Here is a 22176-nt window from a genome sequence, read left to right as displayed (position 1 = left end):
CAATAGGCGTTATTGTCGCAGACAGTTTGGGTGTGGCCAGCGCACAGGCAACGGAGCGTACACCATGACTTTGTAAGTTATGGCTACGTGACGCCGCCGAGCACTGTCCAATCCCAAAATGACAAATAAAATAGCCTATTTAGAACAACTGACTTAGGTCGCTGCTGTATGCCTTTACTGCTTGTTCGCCGCTATTTTTCATTTGCTGGATCACGCTGACTAATTTTTGCGCATATTGCGGGTCGGTGGCATAACCGGCTTGTTGCAGCGCATGTGCCCCCTGCTCAGGGCTTTGTGCTGCGGCAACATTGGCGTAGCGCGGGTTTTGTGTCAGTAATTTGACATAATCACTGACGGCCTCGACATAGGAGCCATATACCCGGAAGCGAGCTTTGGTTTTCTTCGCCACACCTTGCTCATATTCGGTAGTCGTAATTTCACTGACTGGACCATCCCAGTTGCTACCCGCTTTGATGCCAAATACGTTGTAACTGGTTTTGCCGTCGGCCGTCGGAATTTCACGCTGACCCCAGCCCGACTCCAGTGCCGCCTGAGCCACAATCAGCTGATGAGGAATGCCACTTTGCTGACTGGCAATTTGTGCCGGAATAGACATCCGCGCCACGAAATTACCGGTGCCTTGTGGCAATGACGCTGAGTTGTTGGCTGGCGGTGTCGGCATGGCACGACGTACCATTTGTGCCAATGCCTGTGCTGGCAATGTTTGCAGCACTTCATTATCCAGCAGCATCGGCACCGTTCCTGCCGTTTCACTTGGCGAGGTAGAGCCTGAAAGCTGCTCCACCATCATATCGGCCAGGCCCAACCCCTTGACCGACATTTGCTGCGCGACTTGTTGGTCATACATCGAGGTATAAAGCCGGGTCTGATCACTGTTCATCACGCCATCTTGCGGCAAGGCAGAACGCATACTTTTCAGCATCATCTGCACAAACATCCCCTCTACCTGCTGAGCAACCTGCCTCAAGTTACCTTGTGGATCTCTTGCCGCATCACGTTTTAAGGTATTCAGTGATTGGGCGTCATACGCCGCCCCAGACATCGCCATCAAATCACTCATCAGATAATTTCCAATTTAGCCCGCAAGCAGCCAGCACTTTGCATTGCCTGCAAGATAGACATCAAATCGATCGGGGTTGCCCCCAGCGAGTTCAGGGCGCGGACCACATTATTCAGATTCGGGCTGGCATTGACGCGTTGCAATACCCCACCTTGTTGCTGAACGGAAATCTGAGTATTCGGGGTAACTACGGTCTGCCCACCACCAAATGGGGTATCAGGCTGGCTGACGGTATTTTGCTTATCAATCACCACCGATAGATTCCCTTGCGCCACAGCACAAGAATCCAGCATTACATTGCGGTTCATCACCACCGAGCCGGTACGAGAGTTGATAATCACCTTGGCATCACCCGCATCGACATTCACTGGGATATTTTGAATATCTGCCAGGAAACGCACTTGCGAGCTGCTGCCGCGCGGGACCAAAACCTGAATGGTGCGAGCATCAATCGCTGTGGCAGAACCAAAACCGCGCTGGCGGTTAATGGCATCACTCACCTGTTGTGCCATGGTGAAATCCTCGGTATTCAATTGAAGATTAATCACACCATCGGTACCAAAGGTCGTCGGCAGCTCACGTTCGATAGTGGCACCATTGCTGATTCGCCCACCGGTCAGTTGGTTGACCTGTACACTACTGCCACCCGATGCCGCACCCGCACCGCCGACCAGCACGTTACCTTGTGCCAGGGCATAAACCTGATTATCCACCCCTTTCAATGGGGTCATCAGCAGGGTGCCGCCGCGAATACTTTTGGCATTACCCATTGAAGAAACCACAATATCAATGGTTTGCCCGGCACGGGAGAATGCCGGTAACTTGGCCGTGACCATCACTGCTGCTACGTTTTTGAGCTGCATATTGGTACCTGGCGGTACGGTAATCCCCAACTGCGACAGCATGTTACTCAGGCTCTGCGTGGTAAACGGCGTTTGCATGGTCTGGTCACCGGAACCATCCAGGCCGACCACCAGGCCATAACCGATTAACGCGTTATCACGTACTCCCTGCACGGTCACCAAATCGCGGATACGCTCTGCGGTGGCAGGTAATGACACCAGTGTGAGCAGCGCAATAAGCTGTATAACAAATAGAGTGACAAGTGACTGTTTACGCATCGACGGCCTCTTAGTACGGTGAGATATTAAGGAAGAACCGCTGCAACCAGCCCATGGTCTGCGCTTCATTGATATAACCATTACCCACATACTCGATGCGCGCATCTGCAACCTGCGTTGAGGTCACGGTATTGCTGCCGCTGATGGTGCGTGGGTTTACTACCCCAGAGAAGCGGATAAATTCAGTCCCCTGGTTGATTGCAATCTGTTTCTCACCGACCACATGCAAGTTGCCGTTAGCGAGCACGCGATCGACGGTAACGGTGATCGTGCCGCTGAAGGTGTTGTTGGCATTCGCCCCGCCCTTACCGCCAAAGGTATTGTCACCCGAGATATCCATATCAGCCCGCGCATTGCCCAATAATCCTTCCAGATAACGCGGCGCGGTGGCGACACCAAATTTGCTTGAACCATTACGGCTGGCGTTGGCAGAGGAGCTTTTGCTGGCACTGACATTTTCCTGCAAGGTAATGGTCAGCGTGTCACCGACATTACGTGGGCGACGGTCTTCGAACAAAGGCTGATAACCATAGTTCATCGGCTGAGCAGCCTGGAAAATAGAGCCATTCGGCAACGGCGCACTGGCCGGTGCCGGTTGTGCCGAGGTGGTACCCTCCACCAGTGGTTTATGCGGAATATACGCGCAGCCATTGAGCAGCATCGCCGTCAACGGCATACAGACCCATTTCAATCCACCTGATTTGCGCAGCGGCTTTCTGTCCATCTCTGATTATCAGTCCTGTAACCGGTAAGAGGCCACGCGGTCGGCCTCATCTACTCATTATTCTGTTGCAGTCAGGGGGCTAAATTACCCCCTGAAAGCGGATTTACAATTGGGTCAGTTTTTGCAACATCTGGTCTGAAGTTGAAACCGCTTTACTGTTGATTTCATAGGCTCGTTGCGTCTGGATCATATTGACCAACTCTTCCGCCACATTGACGTTAGAGGTCTCAACATAGCCCTGATACAGCAAGCCCCCGCCGTTCAGACCTGGCGTGGTTTCGTTTGGTGCACCGGAACTGGCGGTCTCCTGATACAGGTTTTCGCCAATACTTTCCAAGCCACTGTTATTGATAAATGTGGTCAATGTCAGTTGCCCGACTTGCTGCGTGGCAGTTTGCCCCTGCAAGGTGACACTGACTATCCCGTCGCGCCCCACCGTCATGCTCAGGGCATTGGCCGGAATGGTAATCGCCGGTTGTACCTGAAAACCGCCGGATGTTACTAACTGGCCGTTTTGGTCCACCTGAAAAGACCCATCGCGAGTATAAGCGTTGGTACCATCAGGCATTTGCACCTGAAAGAACCCTTCACCTTTAATGGCGATATCTTTGGTATTGTCGGTTTTGGACAGGTTACCTTGACTGTGTAAACGCTCTGTCGCTACCGGGCGAACACCGGTACCAATCTGTAAACCCGATGGCAAGGTTGTCTGCTCGGAGGATTGCGCACCCGGCTGGCGCATGGTCTGGTAGAGCAAATCTTCAAATACCGCCCGCTGGCGCTTAAAGCCATTGGTGCTGACGTTCGCCAGGTTGTTGGCGATGACATCCATATTGGTCTGCTGTGCATCCAAACCGGTTTTGGCAATCCATAATGATCGGATCATCAGTTTATTCCTCTGCGCCTGCGCGCTTAGCCCATTGCTAACAGCTGATTAGCGCGCTGTTCATTTTCATCCACACTGTGAATGACTTTCATCTGCATTTCGAAACTGCGGGCATTGGCAATCATGTCTGTCATGGCTTCAACCGCTTTCACGTTGCTGCCCTCCAGTACACCCGGCATAATTTTAATCAGCGGGTCATTGGCCAACTGAGCACCACGCGCCTGTTGCGTCGCGGGAGTCAGATGGAACAAACCGTCATCACCGTGCATCACTTCACCCGCATTGGCCCTAACCCGTTTGATTTGGCCGAGCTGAGCAATCGTATTCGGTGAGTCACCGGCGTTCAGCGCCGAAATGGTGCCATCAGCCGCAATAGTCACTGCGGCCTGCGGTGGCACTTCAATCGGGCCGTTATCGCCCATCAGCGGGTAGCCCTGCACGGTCATTTGACCGTTAGCCGCAACCTGAATATTCCCGTTGCGAGTATAAGCCTCGGTGCCATCAGGCAGTTGCACCGCCAGATAACCATCTTGCTGTAAGGCAACATCCAATGGGCGGCCGCTATAATTCATCGTCCCCTGACTGATATCCACACCGGGGGTCGATGCCGTCACCATGGTACGGGTTGCCATGCTCGGCCCGTCGATAGGTACGGCACGCATCGCTGACAACTGCGCGCGGAAACCCGGCGTCGAGGCGTTAGCCAGATTGTTAGCCGTAACCGCTTGCTGCTCCAGCGACTGCCTGGCAGCCCCCATCGCGGTATATATTGCGTGGTCCATGAGCTTATCCCGTCAGTTCGATTAACGCAGGTTAACCAGAGTTTGTAAGATCTGATCCTGAGTTTTGATGGTCTGCGCATTGGACTGATAGTTACGTTGCGCCACAATCATATTCACCAGTTCTTTACTCAAATCCACGTTAGAAGACTCCAACGCGCCACTGGTCAAGGTGCCGAAACCGCCACCACCGGCGGTACCGAGGATCGGGTTACCGGAAGACTTGGTTTCTTTCCAAACGTTATCGCCTTCAGGAGACAAACCTTCAGGGTTAGAGAAGTTAACCAGCACAATTTGGCCAAGCAGTTGGGTCTGCTGGTTTGAATAAGTGCCGACAACCGAGCCATCGTTGTTGATCTGGAAGCCGGTGAACTCACCTGCGGCATAGCCGGTTTGGTTTTGAGTCACAATACCGTCAGTACCGGTATTTTGCTGTTTGCTACCCCCAACATTCAGCGCGAAGGTTTGCGCCGGGGCACCATTCACCACCGCCATAGGGACGGTCAGATTGAAGTCAGTGGTACTGGCAGCACCCGCGCCATTTTTCACGCTTTTCAGTGCGCCATTGGTATCAAATACCATCGTTCCGCGCAGAGAGGCAGCGGCAGGGTCAGCAGGGTCAAAAGGTTTAGTCGCATCGGCCAATGTCCCGCTGCTGTCTTTGGTATAGACATTCCAGCTATTACCATTGACGGCATCTTCAGCGGTTTTCACATAATACACATTGATAACGTGGCGGTTACCCAGGCTATCGTAGGTGGTCATGTTATTCACAAAGCTGTAAGTATCTGGTTTTTGCGGATCAAAGGTTGCGCTAATAACATCATGGGTTGAGGTCAGGTTAGCGACCATATTGCCCGAGGTGGTGGCTTTCGCGGCAATCATATCCTGAGGAATCGACAAGGGTACCGGATTTGCCCCTTGCTGTATGGTAGGAGGAGTCCCTGTTGCCGGATAACCGGTCAGACTCAGCCCTTGCATGTTAACGATGTTGCGGTTTTCATCAAGTTTGAACTGGCCGTTACGGGCAAAGTACACACCGCCGCTGCTATCTTGCATGCGGAAGAAACCACTCTGGCTGATGGCTAAATCCAAACGGCGGTTGGTGGTGGTTGGCGTACCGTCGTTAAAGTCTTGAGTAATCCCGGCAACTTTAACCCCCATACCGGTCTGGGAACCTGCGAACATATCGGCAAAAGAAACTGAGCCGGCTTTAAAACCTGATGTCGCCGAGTTGGCGATATTGTTACCGATCACATCCAGATTGCTGGATGCTGCGTTCAAACCGCTGACTGCTTGAGAAAAGCCCATTTTCTTCTCCGTTAGATTCGGGGTCCGTTATAGACCTTGAGCATTGATGACATATCAAACGCTATTTAAAATATTAAGATGAGTTTTTTCAATTAGTTAACTCACCATGGTGTTTGTTTGGTTACTGCTTAAGACTGATCTCTGACCTACAAAATCTGACGGACTTTATCCATGGTGATAGTCCCCGCCAGGCCCAGATCCAGCTTGGAACCGTCACTGCCACGGGTCACACCATTAACAACCGCGTAGCTCAGCGGAGTAGCAACCAGTGACTCGCTACCACTACTGGCGGCGATCGTCACGGTGTAAGCACCATCTGGCGCATTACCGCCCGCGTCCAGTGAACCATCCCAGGTAAAGGAGTGGACACCTGCTGACAGGCCACCGATTTCAATGGTGCGTACTGCCAGACCATTGCTGTCGCTGATGGTTGCCGTCACTTTGTCTGCGGAACGTTCTAACTCAACACCAAATGGCGTGGTAGTGACGGTGCCATCTTTGCTGCCTGCCAACACCGTGGTGCCGGGGATCATCACGCCGTGGCCAATCAGGCTACTGGCTTGCAGCGACTGGCTGCTATCAATCTGCCCGGAGATGGAGCCCAGTGTAGTATTCAACTTTTCAATGCCACTTACGGTGTTGATTTGCGCCAATTGCGTTGTCAACTCGTTGTTTTGCATTGGGTTAGTCGGGTCCTGATTCTTTAACTGGGCAACCAGCAACGTTAGGAAACTGTTCTGCAAATCCTGACTGGTGCTACCGCTACCGGTGGTGGAATTAGCCCCGGTGGTGTTGGTAATACCGTAATCGCTCTCAGTCAGAGAATTGGTAATGGCCATATAGACAAGCTCCTGTTATTGACCCAGTGTTAGCGTCTTGAGCATCAGAGATTTAGTGGTATTAAGCACTTCAACGTTGGCTTGATAGCTACGCGAGGCCGAAATGGTGTTAATCATTTCCCCTGTTACATCAACGTTGGGCATGCGGACATAACCCTTGGCATCAGCCAGCGGATTACCCGGCTGATACACCAAACGATCCGGTGCGGGATCGTCAACGATTTGTGATACACGTACCCCGCCGGTTTCCTGCCCTGGTTGAGCCGCTACCTGAAACACCACTTGCTTGGCACGATAAGGCTGACCATCCGGGCCGGTAACGCTATCGGCGTTGGCCATGTTACTGGCGCTGACGTTCAACCGTTGCGATTGGGCTGATAATGCCGAACCGGCAATATCAAAAATATTCAGTAAAGACATACGTCTTATCCTTGTTGTAACACTGACATCATCCCTTTGATCTGGCCGCCAAGAACGGTCAAATCGGTCTGATATTTCAGGCTGTTATCGGCAAAATTAGTACGTTCACGATCCATATCAACCGTGTTACCGTCCATCGCCGGCTGGTCTGGAACCCGGAATAAAAGGTCAAGGTCAGGTGGCGCAACGGTGCTTGCCGGGATATGACGGGCTGACGTTAAACTGAGCGACACCCCTGTACCTGTGGCACGGCCTTGCTCCATCACTTTTTTCAGTTGGCTGGAGAAATCAATATCACGTGCCTGAAAGCCGGGTGTATCCGCATTTGCAATATTGGACGACAGGATCTCCTGTCGTTGCGCACGCAAATTAAGCGCCTCTTGTTGAAAACGCAGAGCACCGTCCAGTTTGTCGAGCATAGTCCCCCCGCAAGGTTAGAATTTGGAGTCGACAGCATAAACGCCGTATAGGAAAGCCTATCGCCAGAATAAGAGCAAAATGCGTCGCTATTTGTCCCCTTAACCTCATCGCGCTACAGGTACACTAGTGTGCAAAAGGGGTGTGCCCTGGTATTACCTGGTTACACAGGCAGAAAGGAGATTGATGACAATGAATAAAAATGGCGTCATAAAGTTGGCTTGGGGGGTGCTGTTGCTGAGTCAGACCGTCACTCATTCAGCGATGGCGGCAGATTTATCAACGCAGGTAAATCAATTCTTCCAACAGCAATACCCGGATAAAGAGAGTCAGGTTAAGGTGGTTATCAAAACGCCACAGAACCAATGGCCGCAATGCGAAGTGCCAGAAATCACGCTGCCTGCCAATGCGCGCCCGTGGGGCAATATCAGTTTGTCCGTACGCTGTGAGGGGGTTCGCCGTTTTATTCAGACACAAGTGCAGGTCAGTGGGCAATATGCTGTGGCTGGCCGCCAACTGGCAGCGGGTGAGAAAATTGCCGTGTCTGATATACAGATGAAACAAGGCCGGTTGGATACCCTCCCCCCCGGCGCCTTGCTGGATTCGCATTTTGCTCAAGGTGCCGTCAGCTTGCGGCAAATCAGTGCCGGCCAGCCGCTGACGCGCAATATGCTGCGTCGATTGTGGGTCATTAAAGCAGGGCAAGAGGTGCAAGTTTTGGCACAGGGAGAAGGATTTAATGTTAACAGTAATGGTAAAGCGATGAACAACGCCGCCATACAGGATAACGTTCGGGTGCGCATGGCATCCGGCCAAATCGTCAGTGGCACCGTAGCCGAAGATGGCACAATTCGGATTATGTTATAGTGATTAAAGTTTTTTTAACCTTTGCCGATAACTCTGGTATGCAGTTATTTGCGGGTAGCACTGTGACAATCCCGCCTTTCTTTTTGTTAAAAGATAAAAGTCTCGCGGGTCGATAAACGTCAATCCCGCTATAGAGGGAGCAACACAATATGAGTATTGATCGCACTCAACCGTTATTACCGGTATCGCAAGTGCAGCCACGGGAAACCAGTGACATTGCGCAGCAGATGCGTAAACCTTCTGCCCAGACAAAAGCACAGGTGAGTGGTACTGAGGTTAAATTAAGTGATGCGCAGGCAAAACTGATGCAACCGGGCAGCCAGGACATCAACGTAGAACGTGTAGAAACCTTAAAACAGGCTATCCGCTCAGGTCAACTGACGATGGACACCGGTAAAATTGCCGATGCTCTGTTAAAGAATGTCGCGGATTTTCTGAGAAATAGCTAAACATAACAAAAGTCATTAACCCTAGAATAATCGTTAACCGCAAAACAGTTGTTAACCGTAAAAGGATACGTGGTGGTGGAAAGACTACAGACCAATTTGGACCAGCAACTGGAACTTCTCGAGTCACTGACGACTGTGGTAGCACAAGAGCAGCAATTACTCTGCTCCGGTCGGATTCAAGGTGTCGTGCTGCAAGGTGTGACGGAACAAAAAAGTTCAATACTGGCCACCTTGGCTTATCTGGATCAAACCCGGCTCACCACCGAAATTGCGGCCAATATACAGGCGCCTTATAGCGAGATTCAAGAGTTGGCAATTCGTTGGCAACGTATCTTGCAGCTGGCTGAGAACCTTCAGTACAGTAATTTGCACAATGGATTATTGCTACAACAGCATATTGAGCATAATACTCAGGCGCTGGCAGTATTGAATACCCGCCACGGCCAGTCACTATACGGGCCAGATGGTCATTCTAAAGGTGCCAGTCTACTGGGCCGCAAGATCGGTATTTAAAACCGCATCCCTACGGATATAAACCGCCGCTCAGCCGAGGCTTATATCCGTACCGTTCCTCCGCGCTCATTGGCTCGTGCCCTCAATGCTTTCTACCTACTTAAAAAATGAGTTTTCCTGTTTTTCTCCGATGTTTTAATCTGCTGAAACTGAGCAAATGTGCTTAGTGTCAAGGAGGAAATATGAAAAAAAGGTATGTAAGTCTGTTATTGGGGTGGGTTTTCTGTGGTGCGGCAGCACTAACCATGAGTCAAACAGCGCAGGCCGTTGAGGTCTACAATCAGTTAGAACATCCGTTCTATTTCTGTACGACTTGCTATCACCCCTTCGTCTGGTTTTAGCGATAATTGACCAGCACCTGATTGCTGATCACTTGCAACGGCGGGTTAACCCGGCCTTTACCGGCAATAAAATAAACAAACCTCAGTTGAGTTGCTGCCGCCTCTCCCGCCAGTCCCCGGCTCTGTCCGCTGCCACCTTCAAGTGGCATACAACGGGTCGGGGTGCATAATTTAACCTGTAAACCCTCTGGCGCTGTCGACATTAATTGGTAGCGCCAGCCAACCGACACGATGCGCGCATTTTCCTGCGCCAGCGCTACCGGTGGTTGCAGTACCGCCGACGAGGTAGCTACCCCGCGCAAACCCTGCGTAACCCCAATATCGTCCGCCACCCAAGTGCCTGAAGCGACAGCATTCAACGGCAATACACATACCGGAAGTAGTGTAGCCAACATTAGGGAGAGACGAGTTAGCATCAAGCAGCTCCTATCGTTGATGTCATCCGGATCTGGCGATTATCGCCAATTTCCAGATTAGACAGCACCACCATCTGCGGCAAACTGCGGCGCAAGAAACGGGCTAAAAGTGCCCGCAGTGCATGGTTAACCAGTAACACCGGCGGTGCACCCAACATCTCCTGACGTTGCAGCGCTTGTTTAGATTGATCCAACAAACGGTCAGCCAGACCTGGCTCCAGACCACCCCCACCTTGCAGCGCCTGTAGTAACAAACGCTCTAATGCCGCATCCAGCCCGATGACCTGAATTTCGCCGGTTCCCGGGAACCATTGTTGCGCAATGGAGCGCCCTAACGCCACTCGAACTACCGCCGTTAATTCGTAAGGGTCGGTCTGGTTTGGCGCATGTTCAGCCAGTGTCTCGATAATGGTGCGCATATCGCGAATGGATACCCGCTCCATTAGCAGATTTTGCAGTACTTTATGCAGCGTGGTTAAGGTGACGACGCCGGGAATGAAGTCTTCCGTCAGCTTCGGCATCTCTTGCGCAACTCTGTCCAGCAATTGCTGGGTTTCCTGGCGGCCAAACAGTTCGCTGGCAAATTGGCTAATCAGATGGTTTAGATGGGTCGCCACAACGGTACTGGCCTCAACCACGGTAAAACCTTGAATCTGCGCCTGCTCACGTAATGCACTTTCAATCCAAACCGCCGCCAATCCGAAGGCGGGATCATGGGTGGCCTCACCGGGTAACGAACCGACCGCATTGCCGGGGTTAATGGCTAACCAACGGCCGGGATGAGCTTCGCCACTGCCAATCTCGACCCCTTTCATTAATATCCGATAGTTTGCTGGTGGCAGTTCCAGATTATCTCTGATATGCACCACCGGTGGCAGGTATCCCATCTCTTGAGCAAACTTTTTACGAATACTGCGAATCCGCCCCAACAGCTCACCATTTTGCTGGAAATCCACCATCGGAATCAGGCGATACCCCACCTCCATACCCAGCGGATCTTCCAGTTGAACATCTGACCAGGTCGCTTCAGTGGCTTGTTGCTGGTCTTGCACCACCGGTGATTCTGCCACCATGGGTTGCTGCATTTGTTTGCCACGTAAACGCCAGGCTAATGCCAACAGTGCGCTGGTGAATAGCAGGAAGACAAAGTTAGGCATGCCAGGCACCATCCCCAGTAACCCGAGGACACTGGCACTCAGCACCATCACGCGTGGGTTATTAAATAGCTGGGTGACCATTTGCTGGCCAACATCCTGGTCGGTACTGACGCGGGTCACGATAACACCCGCCGCCGTCGAGATAACCAATGCCGGGATTTGTGCTACCAGGCCGTCACCAATCGTCAACAAGGTATAGGTTTCTGCTGCATGGCCCACCGCCATGTCGTGCTGAAGCACCCCTACCAGTAAGCCACCGACCACGTTAATCACCATGATCAGTAACCCGGCAACCGCATCGCCACGAACAAACTTACTGGCCCCGTCCATTGAGCCGTAGAAGTCAGCTTCTTGCGTAACATCGGAACGGCGTTTTTTGGCTTCGTCTTCACCAATCAAGCCAGCATTTAAGTCGGCATCGATCGCCATCTGCTTACCGGGCATACCATCCAGAACAAAGCGCGCCCCCACTTCTGCAATACGCCCCGCCCCTTTGGTGATAACCATAAAGTTGATTATGACCAAAATAATAAAGACCACGATACCGATGGCAAAGTTGCCACCAACCAGAAAGTGACCAAACGCTTCCACCACACGGCCCGCAGCCGCCGCACCGGTATGCCCATCCATCAGAATGATACGGGTGGAGGCGACGTTTAGCGATAAACGCAACAGCGTTGAGAACAGCAGAATGGTTGGGAAGGCGGCAAAATCCAGCGTGCGTTGGGTAAACATGGCAACCAACAGCACCATAATGGACAGCGCGATATTAAAGGTAAACAGCAAATCAAGGATGAAGGGCGGCAGCGGCAGCACCATCATCGACAAGATCATCAGGATAAGAATTGGCCCGGCAAGGATTTGCCACTGCGTATCTTTAAAATTGCCCGGTAAACGTAGCAGGGCGGCCAAGTTAGCCATTAGTCAGTCTCACTCTCTGTTGCAAAATCCAGTGCTTCCGGCACTGGCAGATGTTCAGGTTTTTTCGGGATTAGCCCGCCTTCCCGTTTCCAACGCTTCAACTGGTATACCCAGGCAAGAACTTCTGCCACCGCGGCATAAAGGGTGGCTGGAATATGTTGGCCTACCTCGCTGTGCCGAAACAGTGCCCTGGCCAGCGGCGGCGCTTCTAATAACGGAATACGATGCTCTGCACCTAACTCGCGGATACGCAGTGCCACTGCGCCAGCACCTTTCGCCAGCACCTTGGGTGCACTCATTTTTGCTTCGTTGTATTGCAAGGCAACAGCATAGTGGGTTGGGTTGGTCACTATTACATCAGCTTTAGGGACATCAGCCATCATTCGGCGGCGAGCCATAGCCCGTTGCTGCTGACGAATGCGCCCTTTCACATGTGGGTCACCTTCTTGATCTTTGAATTCATCACGTATCTCTTGTTTGGTCATACGTAATTTTTTAATGTGGCTGGTTATTTGGAAGAACACGTCGAATCCAACCATCGGGGTCAGGCCTAATACCACCACCAGTCCGCAGAAAATAATCAAGTGGACAGCATCACTTAAAGCCGCCACTGGCGGGGCTGCCATCAACCGCATCATATCTGGCCAGTTGTGCCAGAGGAATATTCCCGTGACCCAACCGACCAGCGTGGCCTTGAGGATGGCTTTCAGCAATTCGGCCAGAGCCTGAGAAGAAAACATACGCTTTAAGCCCGCAATCAGACTCATCCGCTGAAAATCGAACTTGATGGATTCTCCGCTGAACAGCACCCCACCTAACAGCATCGGTACTGCTAGCGCCACGATCACCAATCCGGCAAAGATTGGCAGTAATGCCATCATCGTTTGACTCAGCAGCATCCCTATTTGGCGCAACATCTGCTTATCATCGCTGATAATGCCATGGTCAAAATGCAGCCCTTGGGCAATCATCGCCGCCAGTTGGCGAGCCATCGATTCCCCAGATACCCACAGGATCGCCAAACCGGCCCCGAGCATCAGCATCGAGGTCAGTTCGCGCGAACGCGGTATTTGGCCTTTTTCGCGAGCCTTCTCCAGCTTGTGGGCTGTGGGTTCCTCGCTCTTTTCCGCGTCGCTATCTTCAGCCACAGCAGGTTTTCCTGTTCAGCGTAAGCGTTCCCATATCAGATAATTAGGAAATAAAAAATTGCTGTCTAGCATGACAAATATTCAGCAAGGTTATGGATGGAACAAAGCAGCAATTAGGGGGTTATTTCTCGGATGAGGACATCATGTCAGGCTCAGTCGTCTGTTAGGGGGCTGGTTGTTGTCAGATTTTGATAGCCAAGAACACCCATAGCCAGTGATACCTTGTATTGGAGAGTAGTCCTGTACTGGCACTCTAATTAATCGGCAATTAAATGGTTCTTGTTAAACAACATGAAATATTCATTATTAGCAAACGGCAATCCATCACCAACACTATATTTGCATCTAACGATATTTATAAAGGAATAGTTATAAATGCAATAAAAATAGCAACTCACCTGGTTATATCAAAAGGAAATAAAAATGAAACGTTTTAACGTTACATATGACATTCTAAATAATAAAAGAAAGACATTCTCTATAATAAAATCCACTGACACCCTTATAATAAGAATGCATCAGGAGGCTAATTTTGCCGACATGATGCTCAGTGTCATGAATGATAATGGCATACAATATAAGGTTCTTTTTAACATTGCCAAAGCCAATATCTATGTTGTTAGCATAGATGCCCCAGCCGATAGCGTTAGCGAGATAAAGAAAACCATCGCTAATCATAACGATGTTAGATTCGCCGGATACGGGTTTAAAAATGAGGGCAATAAAAAACCTTTTATTTACACTGAGAATCTTTTTATTCAGTTCAACGATAATTTATCCGAGGGTGACTGCGAGAAAGTAATCGATGAATATCGCCTCAGCATTAAAATGAAATTATCATTTATTAACAATGCCTTTTTTGTTTCAATGCCGGAGAATACCGGTGAGAATATGTTCACTATCGCTGAATGTATTTTAAATCGCAAGGATGTTAAACATTGCCATCCTGAATTAATTCATCTTAAAAAAAATAAAATCATTCATCCTAATCAGTGGCATTTGAAGAAAACCACTGTACGAGTTGAAATCGATATTGATGCCAGCGCGAATGTTGAAAACGCGCATAAAATCACCTTAGGCCAAGGTACGACGATTGCCGTTATCGATGATGGATTCGACTTAGGCCATCCAGAGTTTTGGCGTGAAGGGAAAATAGTCCATCCGTATAATCTGGCGGGCGAGGACACTGATGACGATCCAACTCCGTGGCCCGGTGACAATCACGGGACGGCATGTGCGGGGGTAGCCTGTGCCGATGGCCGTTATGGTGCTTCTGGTGTGGCCCCGGAGGCCAGACTTATGCCGATACGACTAATGGAAGGATTAGGCTCAATGGGGGAATCTCTCGCCTTTGTTTGGGCAGCCGATCAGGGTGCTGATATTATCTCTTGCAGTTGGGGGCCAGTGGATGGCAGGTGGTATGACGTAGATGACCCTGAGCATGACGTTGTCACCGAACTCCCGGCAGCAACCAGAATAGCCATTGATTATGCGATAAAAAAGGGGCGCAAAGGTAAAGGGTGTGTGATCTTTTTTGCCGCTGGTAACGGCAATGAATCAGTCGAAAATGATGGTTACGCCAGCTATGAACAGGTTATTGCTGTCGCCGCCTGCAATGACCGTACTCTCCGTTCTGTTTACAGTGATTATGGCAGATCACTCTGGTGCGCCTTCCCGAGCGGTGATATGGCTGATCCACACTTCTCCGGTTCAGGTTCCTTAACTACCGGTATCTGGACCACCGATCTGCGTCATGAGCATGGCTATAATCGGGGATTCACAGCCGCAGGGGATGTTTTTGGTAATTACACCAATAGGTTCAGTGGTACCTCTAGCGCCTGCCCCGGTGCTGCTGGTGTAGCAGCATTGATCCTCGCGGTGAACCCCTCACTTAACTATCATGAGGTCAAAGATATCATCCGCTACAGTTGCGACAAAATAGATGAAGAAAACGCAGGCTATGATGAAAATGGTCACAGTGAACTGTACGGCTATGGACGAGTCAATGCCGAGAATGCTGTGATATTGGCCAGAAAATGGGAATGGAAGGACACTATCAGCCATCCCGCCAAGAATAGCTAAACAACAAGCAGCCTTAAATGAAGTTATCGCGCAGATCAATACAGAGAGAAATAATGGCAGATGAGATATCCCCTCACCTGCCTATTATGGTCATCAGTCGGCTTAGAAGCCTAAACTGTCCAGCAGATCATCAACTTGATCCTGGTTGGCAATAACACCAGCACCATTCTTATCCAGTTGTGGCCCATTGAGTAGACTGTCAGCAGGTTTTTGCGGTTTAGATGGCATATCTGGGATATTTTCCATCAGTACCATTAATAGCTGCTTCTCAATCTCTTGCACCACATCCATCATGCGTTTGATAACCTGACCGGTAAGGTCCTGGAAATCTTGCGCCATCATGATTTCCAACAATTGTGCATTGGTAAATGAGGTATGTTGCGGCACGACTTCCAGATATTCACGGGTATCAGCGACCAGAGAGCGGGCATCTGACAGCTCGACAGGATTAGCAAACCATTCGTCCCAACGAACTTTAAGCGCCTTCGCCGATGACTCCAGCTCATTTTGGCGCGGCTGTGCTGCCTCAACACAGTTCAGTGCTCTTTCTGCGGCCTGAGCCGTCATATGAACGACATAATCCAGTCGATCACGCGCATCTGGAATGGCTTCCGCAGCCTGTGCAATCGCCTGATCAAGACCTAATTCGCGCAGGCTGTCGCGTAACATCCGCGTCAATTGGCCAATGCGGCTTATTATATCACTGGCCGATGCCGCATCTGTTGCGGGCATTTGATGGTTACTCATCTCGCCTCCTTACATACCCAACTTTTCAAAAATCTTATTGAGCTTCTCTTCCAAGGTAGCGGCAGTGAAAGGTTTCACTACATAACCACTGGCACCTGCTTGCGCTGCTGCGATGATATTCTCTTTTTTCGCTTCGGCAGTTACCATCAGAACCGGCAAAGTACTAAGAGCACCATCGGCACGGATAGTTTTCAACAGGTCCAGGCCATCCATATTCGGCATATTCCAATCAGAAACCACAAAATCAAAACCACCCGCACGTAATTTATTCAATGCGTCGACGCCATCTTCGGCCTCTTCCACATTGTTAAAACCCAGCTCTTTCAGCAGGTTTCTGACAATACGACGCATGGTCGAAAAATCGTCTACCACCAAAAATCTGAGATTCTTATCCGCCATACCAACTCCTAAGGTTTGTTGCTCACCGCTGAGCGATTAACTATCAACGCCCGATTTCCACCGGAAAATGTCTACTAGATTCGCAGGGCTTGACCACTGCTAATCTGCGCCAACATACGCTGGCTTATCTGGTTCAAATCCAGAACTTCATTAACGCCCCCCATACCAATCGCTTCACGCGGCATGCCGAAAACCACACAACTGGCCTCGTTTTGCGCGATGGTATAAGCACCGGCGCGATACATCTCCAATAACCCGGCCGCACCATCATTGCCCATCCCCGTCAGGATAACCCCCACGGCGTTACGCCCGGCATACTGCGCCACTGAGCGAAATAGGACATCAACCGAGGGACGATGGCGATTAACCGCCGGCCCGTCATGAATGCGAACCTGATAGTTCGCCCCACTACGCGCCAGTTCCATATGCCGATCGCCGGGCGCAATATAGGCATGCCCCGGTAAGACCCGCTCACCGTCTTCTGCTTCTTTCACAGTGATTTGACACAGCTTATTGAGTCGCTCAGCAAATGAACGGGTAAAACCCGGCGGCATATGCTGAGTAATTAACAGTGCCGGGCTGGTCGGTGGCAACGGCTGTAATACCATACGGATAGCTTCTGTCCCCCCGGTAGAGGCACCAATTGCAATTAACTTTTCACTACTGAGCAGTGGTGTATGCGTCAGCATAACCGGCGCGTTTTCTGGGCCGCGCTGCGGCAGGCGAGCTTTAGCAGCCGTACGAATTTTCTCCGCAATCAACTCACTGTAAGCCAGCATTCCCTCTCTGATCCCAAGCTGAGGTTTGGTAACAAAATCAATCGCTCCCAACTCCAACGCACGCATGGTTATCTCGGAGTTCTTACCGGTTAATGATGAGACCATCACCACCGGCATCGGCCGCAACCGCATCAGCTTTTCAAGAAAATCCAAACCATCCATCCGCGGCATTTCGACATCGAGCGTCAAAACCTGCGGATTGAATTTTTTGATCAAATCACGGGCAACCAACGGATCGGGAGCCGTTGCAACCATTTCCATGTCCGGGTGACTATTAATAATCTCGGTCATTAGTTGGCGCATCAATGCAGAATCATCAACGCACAATACTCTGATTTTACTCATCACCTCTCCTTGGTCAGCCCATAAACGGTCTGCCCGCGCAAATAGAATTCCCGACTAATTTGACTGAAATTCTCCGAGTGGCCTGCAAACATCAGACCACCTGGTTTTAGCAAAGGGACAAAGCGACGCAGAATGCGCTCCTGCGTTTCTTTATCAAAATAAATCATCACATTACGACAAAAAATAGCATCAAACTGCCCGGGTAACGCCCACTCTGGTGCCAACAGATTGAGTTGCTGGAAATGGATCATATTGGCCAATTCCGGGCGCACTCGCACCATGCCTTGATGTGGGCCGGTGCCACGCAAGAAATAGCGTTGCATCTGTTGTGCCGACAATGAACGCAATTCATCTTGCCGGTATACACCACTGGTCGCTTTTTCCAGTACTTGCGTATCGATATCGCTGGCTAACACCTGACACGAACCCGCTCTATTACCCAACACATCACACAGTGTCATCGCGATAGAGTACGGCTCTTCACCGGTCGATGCCGCCGTACTCCACACCGAATAGCTTCCCGGCCGCTGGCGGGCATGTTCAGCCAGAATCGGAAAATGGTGTGCCTCACGGAAAAATGCCGTCAGATTAGTGGTCAAGGCATTAACAAATGCCTGCCACTCTGCACTGTTCGGGTCGGTCTCCAGCAAAGCAAGGTATTGACCAAAATCGTTAATCCCCAGCAATCTCAGCCGCCTGACCAGGCGGTTATAGACCATTTCCCGTTTGTGATCGGCCAGTACTATCCCGGCTCGTTGATAAATAAGTTGGCAGATGCGCCGGAAGTGAACATCCGGCAACGGGAGCCGTTGAATCATCTGAGTCAGGATCGACCCAGACTCTTGGGGTGATGGCTGTTTCATCGATGATGGTTTCATCCGGCCTCACCCCACAACAAAGTCTTCGTTACGCCGTTTGACAATCTGGAATTTCCTTAACAGCCGGTTGTTTACCACTGCCGTCTGCTGCCTGCCCCTCCCCGCTGTCGCTATCCTGCTCCAAACGAAAAACAGACACTGCATCGGAGAGCATACTTGCCTGCTCTTCGAGTGCGTTAGCCGCAGCCGCAGCCTCTTCCACTAATGCGGCGTTTTGCTGAGTGACCTGATCCATCTGTGTTACTGCCAGTGAAACCTGCTCTATACCTCGGCTTTGCTCATCCGAGGCGGAAGCGATTTCACCCATAATGTCGGTAACCCGAGTCACTGAGCGAACAATCTCTTCCATGGTAGTACCCGCATTTTCAACCAGAGTGGAGCCCTGGCGAACACGGCTGACCGATTCATCGATCAACCCTTTAATCTCTTTTGCTGCTTGTGCACTGCGCTGGGCCAGATTACGAACTTCACCGGCGACGACAGCAAAACCGCGCCCCTGCTCACCGGCGCGAGCAGCCTCAACAGCAGCATTTAACGCCAGAATATTGGTCTGGAAGGCAATACCGTCAATAACACTGGTAATGGCACCAATCTTCTGTGAACTGGTGGCGATATCATGCATGGTTGTCACCACACTGCCCGTCAACTCACCCCCTTTGGCAGCGGTTGCTGATGCGTCTTTCGCCAGCAATGTTGCCTGACGAGCATTATCCGCATTCTGTTTGACCGTCGCGGTCAGTTGCTCCATGCTGGCCGCAGTTTGTTCCAGTGACGCCGCTTGCTGTTCGGTTCTTGCCGACAAATCATTGTTACCAGCAGAAATTTCCTGAATCCCCGTTAGCATTGCTTCAGTGCCATCCCGGACATGACTAACGGTGGTGATAAGCGACTGCTGCATGATGCGTAAACTGGCAAACATCTCGCTGATTTCATTACGCCCGGAGACATGAATCTGCGCCGATAAATCCCCCCGTGCGATGCGGTCAAAATGCGCGCGCATAATTTTCAGCGGCCTGACAAACATGGTGCGCAGCCAAACAAGCGACGAAATCGCCATGGCTATTACCATTACAATCGCCGCACCAAATATCCACATGGAGAGATGGTACGCCTGCTGGTTTTGGGTACCGGCCTCAGCAATCACTTCATTGGCATACTGCAAATACTGTAAAAAATCGGCTTCGAACAAATCTTGTGTTTTCTGGGTGGGTTGGTCCATAAAGCCTTGTAAATTACCGGCTTCCAGAAAATCGATTAGTTGTCGTAACGACGTCCGTAAGTTCTGATAACTGTTTTTAGTGGCATCCAACAATTCGCCACCGTTATCACTCTCATCAAGGCGTGGCACCGCAATAAACTGATTGAAGTAGAGGTCCGCTTTCTGTAATGAGCTGCGCGCACTGCCCATTAATGCGTTGACTTGCTCCTGAGGTACTTTGAGAGCCGAGCGCGTCCCCGCCCGGTTTAAGGTATTACGCGCCTGAAGCAAGGATACCCAACTGAGGCTTAATGCATCCCGTTGCTGGCTACTGAGATCCACCCGGTTCAAATTTTGGTAGTCTGAGCGAAAAGCAGTAAATGACAGACCACTTGAAATTAACTGTATCGAGCAAATTAATATCAGTAACAGGAAAAAGCTGGTAGAAATCCGAATTCGGCCAAACATCGTAACCTCTTCTCAGCCGGCTCATTGGCCGGCTTTATCTATTTTTGTCCACCCAAAATAATTGGAGTTGCAGGTAGGCAGCCAGCAAACGAATCCCGATGAGCTTACGCAGTCAAGTGATTCGGGTTCGTGAGCGCAGTTAACACCCCTGCAATTTCAAGTATGAAGGGTTGTAGGGGACTAGAAAGTTTCCCAATTGTCTTGCAGGCCACTTCCCAGTGTTTTTTTAGCTGTGATGCTCAAATCCTGTGTCGGCTGCTTTATTTTTCTAACATCTCTTGTAGTACTACCGTTATCCATACGCAGAATGAATACAGACATGGATTGGGTTAACATACTGGCTTGTTCTTCCAGTGCGGCGGCGGCAGAGGCTGACTCTTCCACCAAAGAGGCGTTTTGCTGGGTTACCCGGTCCATTTCAGTGACCGCCTGACCCACCTGATCGATACCGCGACTTTGCTCATCGGAAGCAGAAGCGATTTCACCCATGATGTCGGTGACGCGGGTTACCGCATTAACGATATCTCCCATGGTTTCACCCGCACTTTCAACCAGTACTGACCCCATATCGACACGGCTAACCGAGTCTTCAATAAGGCCTTTAATCTCTTTTGCAGCTTGCGCACTACGTTGTGCCAGGTTACGTACTTCACCGGCAACAACGGCAAAACCACGACCCTGCTCACCGGCACGGGCAGCTTCAACGGCGGCGTTCAGCGCCAGGATATTGGTCTGGAAAGCGATACCATCGATGACACTGGTAATATCTGCAATTTTCTGTGAACTACCGGCAATCTCATGCATGGTTTGCACCACATTCGCCACCACTTTGCCACCTTTCTGTGCCGTTTCCGATGCACTTAAGGCCAGTTGGCTAGCTTGACGGGCATTCTCAGCATTCTGTTTCACTGTGGCGGTTAACTGCTCCATACTGGCGGCGGTTTCTTCCAGTGAGGCGGCTTGTTGTTCTGTACGCGCTGACAGATCGTTGTTGCCGGCGGAAATTTCTGAGGCACCGCTATAGATAGCATCGGCACCTAAACGCACGTCACTGACGGTGGTAATCAATTCAGATTGCATGTGTTTCAGGCTGGCTGCCAATGTGCCCATTTCGTTGCGGCTATGCACTTCGATAGTCTGCGTTAAGTCACCGTTAGCGATATGTTTAATATGTTCTATCAAGTGTTTAAGCGGATTAATCAAAATGTGTTGCATACCAAGCCAAACAACAATAATTACCGCGAATACCACAATCAGTACGGTAACAATCACCCCCATCGCGAAGCTAAATGACTGGTTGCTGTCTTCCACTGCAGAGGCATACAAGCGATCATTTTGTGTCAGGTAAGTGTTGTAATCCTGTTCAAAAGCATTTTGGAAGCTAGAGGTGGGTTGGTCGAAGAACTCATTGATCTTGCCAGCTTCCATCAATTGGATCAGTTCGGTCAACGCACCAAAGTATTGGTCATAAGTCTGTTTTAATTTTTTAGCTGATTCGGCATCTTGCTGGCTATCCAACGGGATCTGTTCGTAGCTTTTAAAACGCTCCGCCGCCACACCCAATGTCCCTTTGGCTGATGCCAACAGGTCATTCACCGTAGGGCCACTCCCGGTGTGATTCACATCCATCATGTAGCGGATGCCTGCGCGGTTCAGCGTATTACGGGTTTGCAGCAGATTTACCCAACTTTCATTCAACACCGACTGTTGCTGACGAATAACCTGTAAAACCGCAAAGTTCTCTTTGTCATTTTTCAGGGAATTGAAGAAAAGCCCGCCGGAAACGAACTGTAAGGCACCAAATAGCACTAACACCAACAGGAGGCTGGTGACCACTTTCATACGCTTAAACATGTTATCCCTTCATAAGTACGTCAAAACACAGGTACG

23 protein-coding genes are annotated in these 22176 nt (G+C 50.6%); 5 read left to right on the top strand and 18 right to left on the bottom strand.

Annotated features, from left to right (window positions below):
- Nucleotides 1-139: 139 nt before the first annotated feature.
- The 9 genes from flgJ to flgB form a co-directional block, all read right to left on the bottom strand.
- On the bottom strand, nucleotides 140-1081 hold the full coding sequence (gene flgJ / locus Q2T71_RS07820) for a flagellar assembly peptidoglycan hydrolase FlgJ (protein ID WP_102970432.1): 942 nt from the start codon (nucleotides 1079-1081) through the stop codon (nucleotides 140-142).
- Complete coding sequence (locus tag Q2T71_RS07815) at nucleotides 1081-2202, bottom strand: flagellar basal body P-ring protein FlgI (protein WP_372558672.1); 1122 nt, start codon at nucleotides 2200-2202, stop codon at nucleotides 1081-1083. Before Q2T71_RS07815 ends, flgJ begins: the two co-directional genes overlap by 1 nt.
- Nucleotides 2203-2212: 10 nt before the next feature.
- Nucleotides 2213-2926, bottom strand: a complete 714-nt coding sequence (gene flgH, locus Q2T71_RS07810; protein WP_372558671.1) for a flagellar basal body L-ring protein FlgH — start codon at nucleotides 2924-2926, stop codon at nucleotides 2213-2215.
- Nucleotides 2927-3029: 103 nt separating this feature from the next.
- Complete coding sequence (gene flgG, locus Q2T71_RS07805; protein WP_005189344.1) at nucleotides 3030-3812, bottom strand: flagellar basal-body rod protein FlgG; 783 nt, start codon at nucleotides 3810-3812, stop codon at nucleotides 3030-3032.
- A 26-nt stretch (nucleotides 3813-3838) separates the two neighbouring features.
- Nucleotides 3839-4594: a flagellar basal body rod protein FlgF gene (locus Q2T71_RS07800; protein ID WP_005189342.1), complete on the bottom strand. Its 756-nt coding sequence runs from the start codon at nucleotides 4592-4594 to the stop codon at nucleotides 3839-3841.
- Between the two features lie 21 nt (nucleotides 4595-4615).
- A complete protein-coding gene (gene flgE, locus Q2T71_RS07795; RefSeq protein WP_083159158.1) occupies nucleotides 4616-5902 on the bottom strand; it encodes a flagellar hook protein FlgE in 1287 nt (428 codons plus the stop codon).
- A 146-nt stretch (nucleotides 5903-6048) separates the two neighbouring features.
- Complete coding sequence (gene flgD, locus Q2T71_RS07790; protein ID WP_372558670.1) at nucleotides 6049-6741, bottom strand: flagellar hook assembly protein FlgD; 693 nt, start codon at nucleotides 6739-6741, stop codon at nucleotides 6049-6051.
- A 15-nt stretch (nucleotides 6742-6756) separates the two neighbouring features.
- Nucleotides 6757-7161, bottom strand: a complete 405-nt coding sequence (gene flgC, locus Q2T71_RS07785) for a flagellar basal body rod protein FlgC (RefSeq protein ID WP_005189321.1) — start codon at nucleotides 7159-7161, stop codon at nucleotides 6757-6759.
- Between the two features lie 5 nt (nucleotides 7162-7166).
- On the bottom strand, nucleotides 7167-7580 hold the full coding sequence (gene flgB, locus Q2T71_RS07780) for a flagellar basal body rod protein FlgB (protein WP_083159160.1): 414 nt from the start codon (nucleotides 7578-7580) through the stop codon (nucleotides 7167-7169).
- Between the two features lie 184 nt (nucleotides 7581-7764).
- Between flgB and flgA the strand changes: the two genes are divergently transcribed.
- The 4 genes from flgA (at nucleotide 7765) to Q2T71_RS07760 (ending at nucleotide 9748) form a co-directional block, all read left to right on the top strand.
- On the top strand, nucleotides 7765-8445 hold the full coding sequence (gene flgA, locus Q2T71_RS07775; RefSeq protein WP_083159161.1) for a flagellar basal body P-ring formation chaperone FlgA: 681 nt from the start codon (nucleotides 7765-7767) through the stop codon (nucleotides 8443-8445).
- A gap of 149 nt (nucleotides 8446-8594) precedes the next feature.
- Nucleotides 8595-8894, top strand: coding sequence for a flagellar biosynthesis anti-sigma factor FlgM (flgM, locus tag Q2T71_RS07770; protein ID WP_372558669.1), 300 nt, complete (start codon nucleotides 8595-8597; stop codon nucleotides 8892-8894).
- Nucleotides 8895-8966: 72 nt separating this feature from the next.
- A complete protein-coding gene (locus tag Q2T71_RS07765; protein WP_083159163.1) occupies nucleotides 8967-9407 on the top strand; it encodes a flagella synthesis protein FlgN in 441 nt (146 codons plus the stop codon).
- 182 nt (nucleotides 9408-9589) lie between these two features.
- Nucleotides 9590-9748: a hypothetical protein gene (locus Q2T71_RS07760; protein ID WP_372558668.1), complete on the top strand. Its 159-nt coding sequence runs from the start codon at nucleotides 9590-9592 to the stop codon at nucleotides 9746-9748.
- Here Q2T71_RS07760 and Q2T71_RS07755 read toward each other — a convergent pair.
- From Q2T71_RS07755 to flhB, 3 genes are read right to left on the bottom strand one after another with little or no spacing between them, the layout of a single operon-like run.
- Nucleotides 9745-10164, bottom strand: coding sequence for a flagellar protein FlhE (locus tag Q2T71_RS07755; protein WP_083159164.1), 420 nt, complete (start codon nucleotides 10162-10164; stop codon nucleotides 9745-9747). The two genes, Q2T71_RS07760 and Q2T71_RS07755, sit on opposite strands and share 4 nt — an antisense overlap.
- Nucleotides 10164-12242, bottom strand: a complete 2079-nt coding sequence (flhA, locus tag Q2T71_RS07750; protein WP_372558667.1) for a flagellar biosynthesis protein FlhA — start codon at nucleotides 12240-12242, stop codon at nucleotides 10164-10166. The genes Q2T71_RS07755 and flhA overlap by 1 nt, the downstream gene beginning before the upstream one ends.
- Nucleotides 12242-13390: a flagellar biosynthesis protein FlhB gene (gene flhB / locus Q2T71_RS07745; RefSeq protein ID WP_372558666.1), complete on the bottom strand. Its 1149-nt coding sequence runs from the start codon at nucleotides 13388-13390 to the stop codon at nucleotides 12242-12244. The genes flhA and flhB overlap by 1 nt, the downstream gene beginning before the upstream one ends.
- An 828-nt stretch (nucleotides 13391-14218) precedes the next feature.
- Between flhB and Q2T71_RS07740 the strand changes: the two genes are divergently transcribed.
- A complete protein-coding gene (locus Q2T71_RS07740) occupies nucleotides 14219-15472 on the top strand; it encodes a S8 family serine peptidase (RefSeq protein WP_372558665.1) in 1254 nt (417 codons plus the stop codon).
- A 102-nt stretch (nucleotides 15473-15574) separates the two neighbouring features.
- On the opposite strand, the gene cheZ is transcribed toward Q2T71_RS07740, so the two are convergent.
- The 6 genes from cheZ to Q2T71_RS07710 all read right to left on the bottom strand — a co-directional run bounded on the left by cheZ (nucleotide 15575) and on the right by Q2T71_RS07710 (nucleotide 22140).
- Complete coding sequence (gene cheZ, locus Q2T71_RS07735; protein ID WP_372558664.1) at nucleotides 15575-16219, bottom strand: protein phosphatase CheZ; 645 nt, start codon at nucleotides 16217-16219, stop codon at nucleotides 15575-15577.
- 9 nt (nucleotides 16220-16228) lie between these two features.
- Entirely contained in the window at nucleotides 16229-16618 is a 390-nt protein-coding gene (gene cheY, locus Q2T71_RS07730) for a chemotaxis response regulator CheY (RefSeq protein WP_372558663.1), read from the bottom strand.
- Between the two features lie 74 nt (nucleotides 16619-16692).
- Nucleotides 16693-17742: a chemotaxis response regulator protein-glutamate methylesterase gene (locus Q2T71_RS07725; protein WP_083159168.1), complete on the bottom strand. Its 1050-nt coding sequence runs from the start codon at nucleotides 17740-17742 to the stop codon at nucleotides 16693-16695.
- Complete coding sequence (cheR, locus tag Q2T71_RS07720) at nucleotides 17742-18620, bottom strand: protein-glutamate O-methyltransferase CheR (RefSeq protein WP_372558662.1); 879 nt, start codon at nucleotides 18618-18620, stop codon at nucleotides 17742-17744. The genes Q2T71_RS07725 and cheR overlap by 1 nt, the downstream gene beginning before the upstream one ends.
- A gap of 28 nt (nucleotides 18621-18648) precedes the next feature.
- Nucleotides 18649-20286: a methyl-accepting chemotaxis protein gene (locus tag Q2T71_RS07715; RefSeq protein ID WP_372558661.1), complete on the bottom strand. Its 1638-nt coding sequence runs from the start codon at nucleotides 20284-20286 to the stop codon at nucleotides 18649-18651.
- A 180-nt stretch (nucleotides 20287-20466) separates the two neighbouring features.
- A complete protein-coding gene (locus tag Q2T71_RS07710; RefSeq protein ID WP_372558660.1) occupies nucleotides 20467-22140 on the bottom strand; it encodes a methyl-accepting chemotaxis protein in 1674 nt (557 codons plus the stop codon).
- Between the last annotated feature and the right edge of the window lie 36 nt (nucleotides 22141-22176).

This window comes from Yersinia sp. 1652 StPb PI, assembly GCF_041538345.1.
Taxonomy (GTDB): Bacteria; Pseudomonadota; Gammaproteobacteria; order Enterobacterales; family Enterobacteriaceae; genus Yersinia; species Yersinia enterocolitica_E.
Note: the sequence above shows the minus strand (reverse complement) of the source record. Positions and strands in the feature narration are given on the sequence as shown.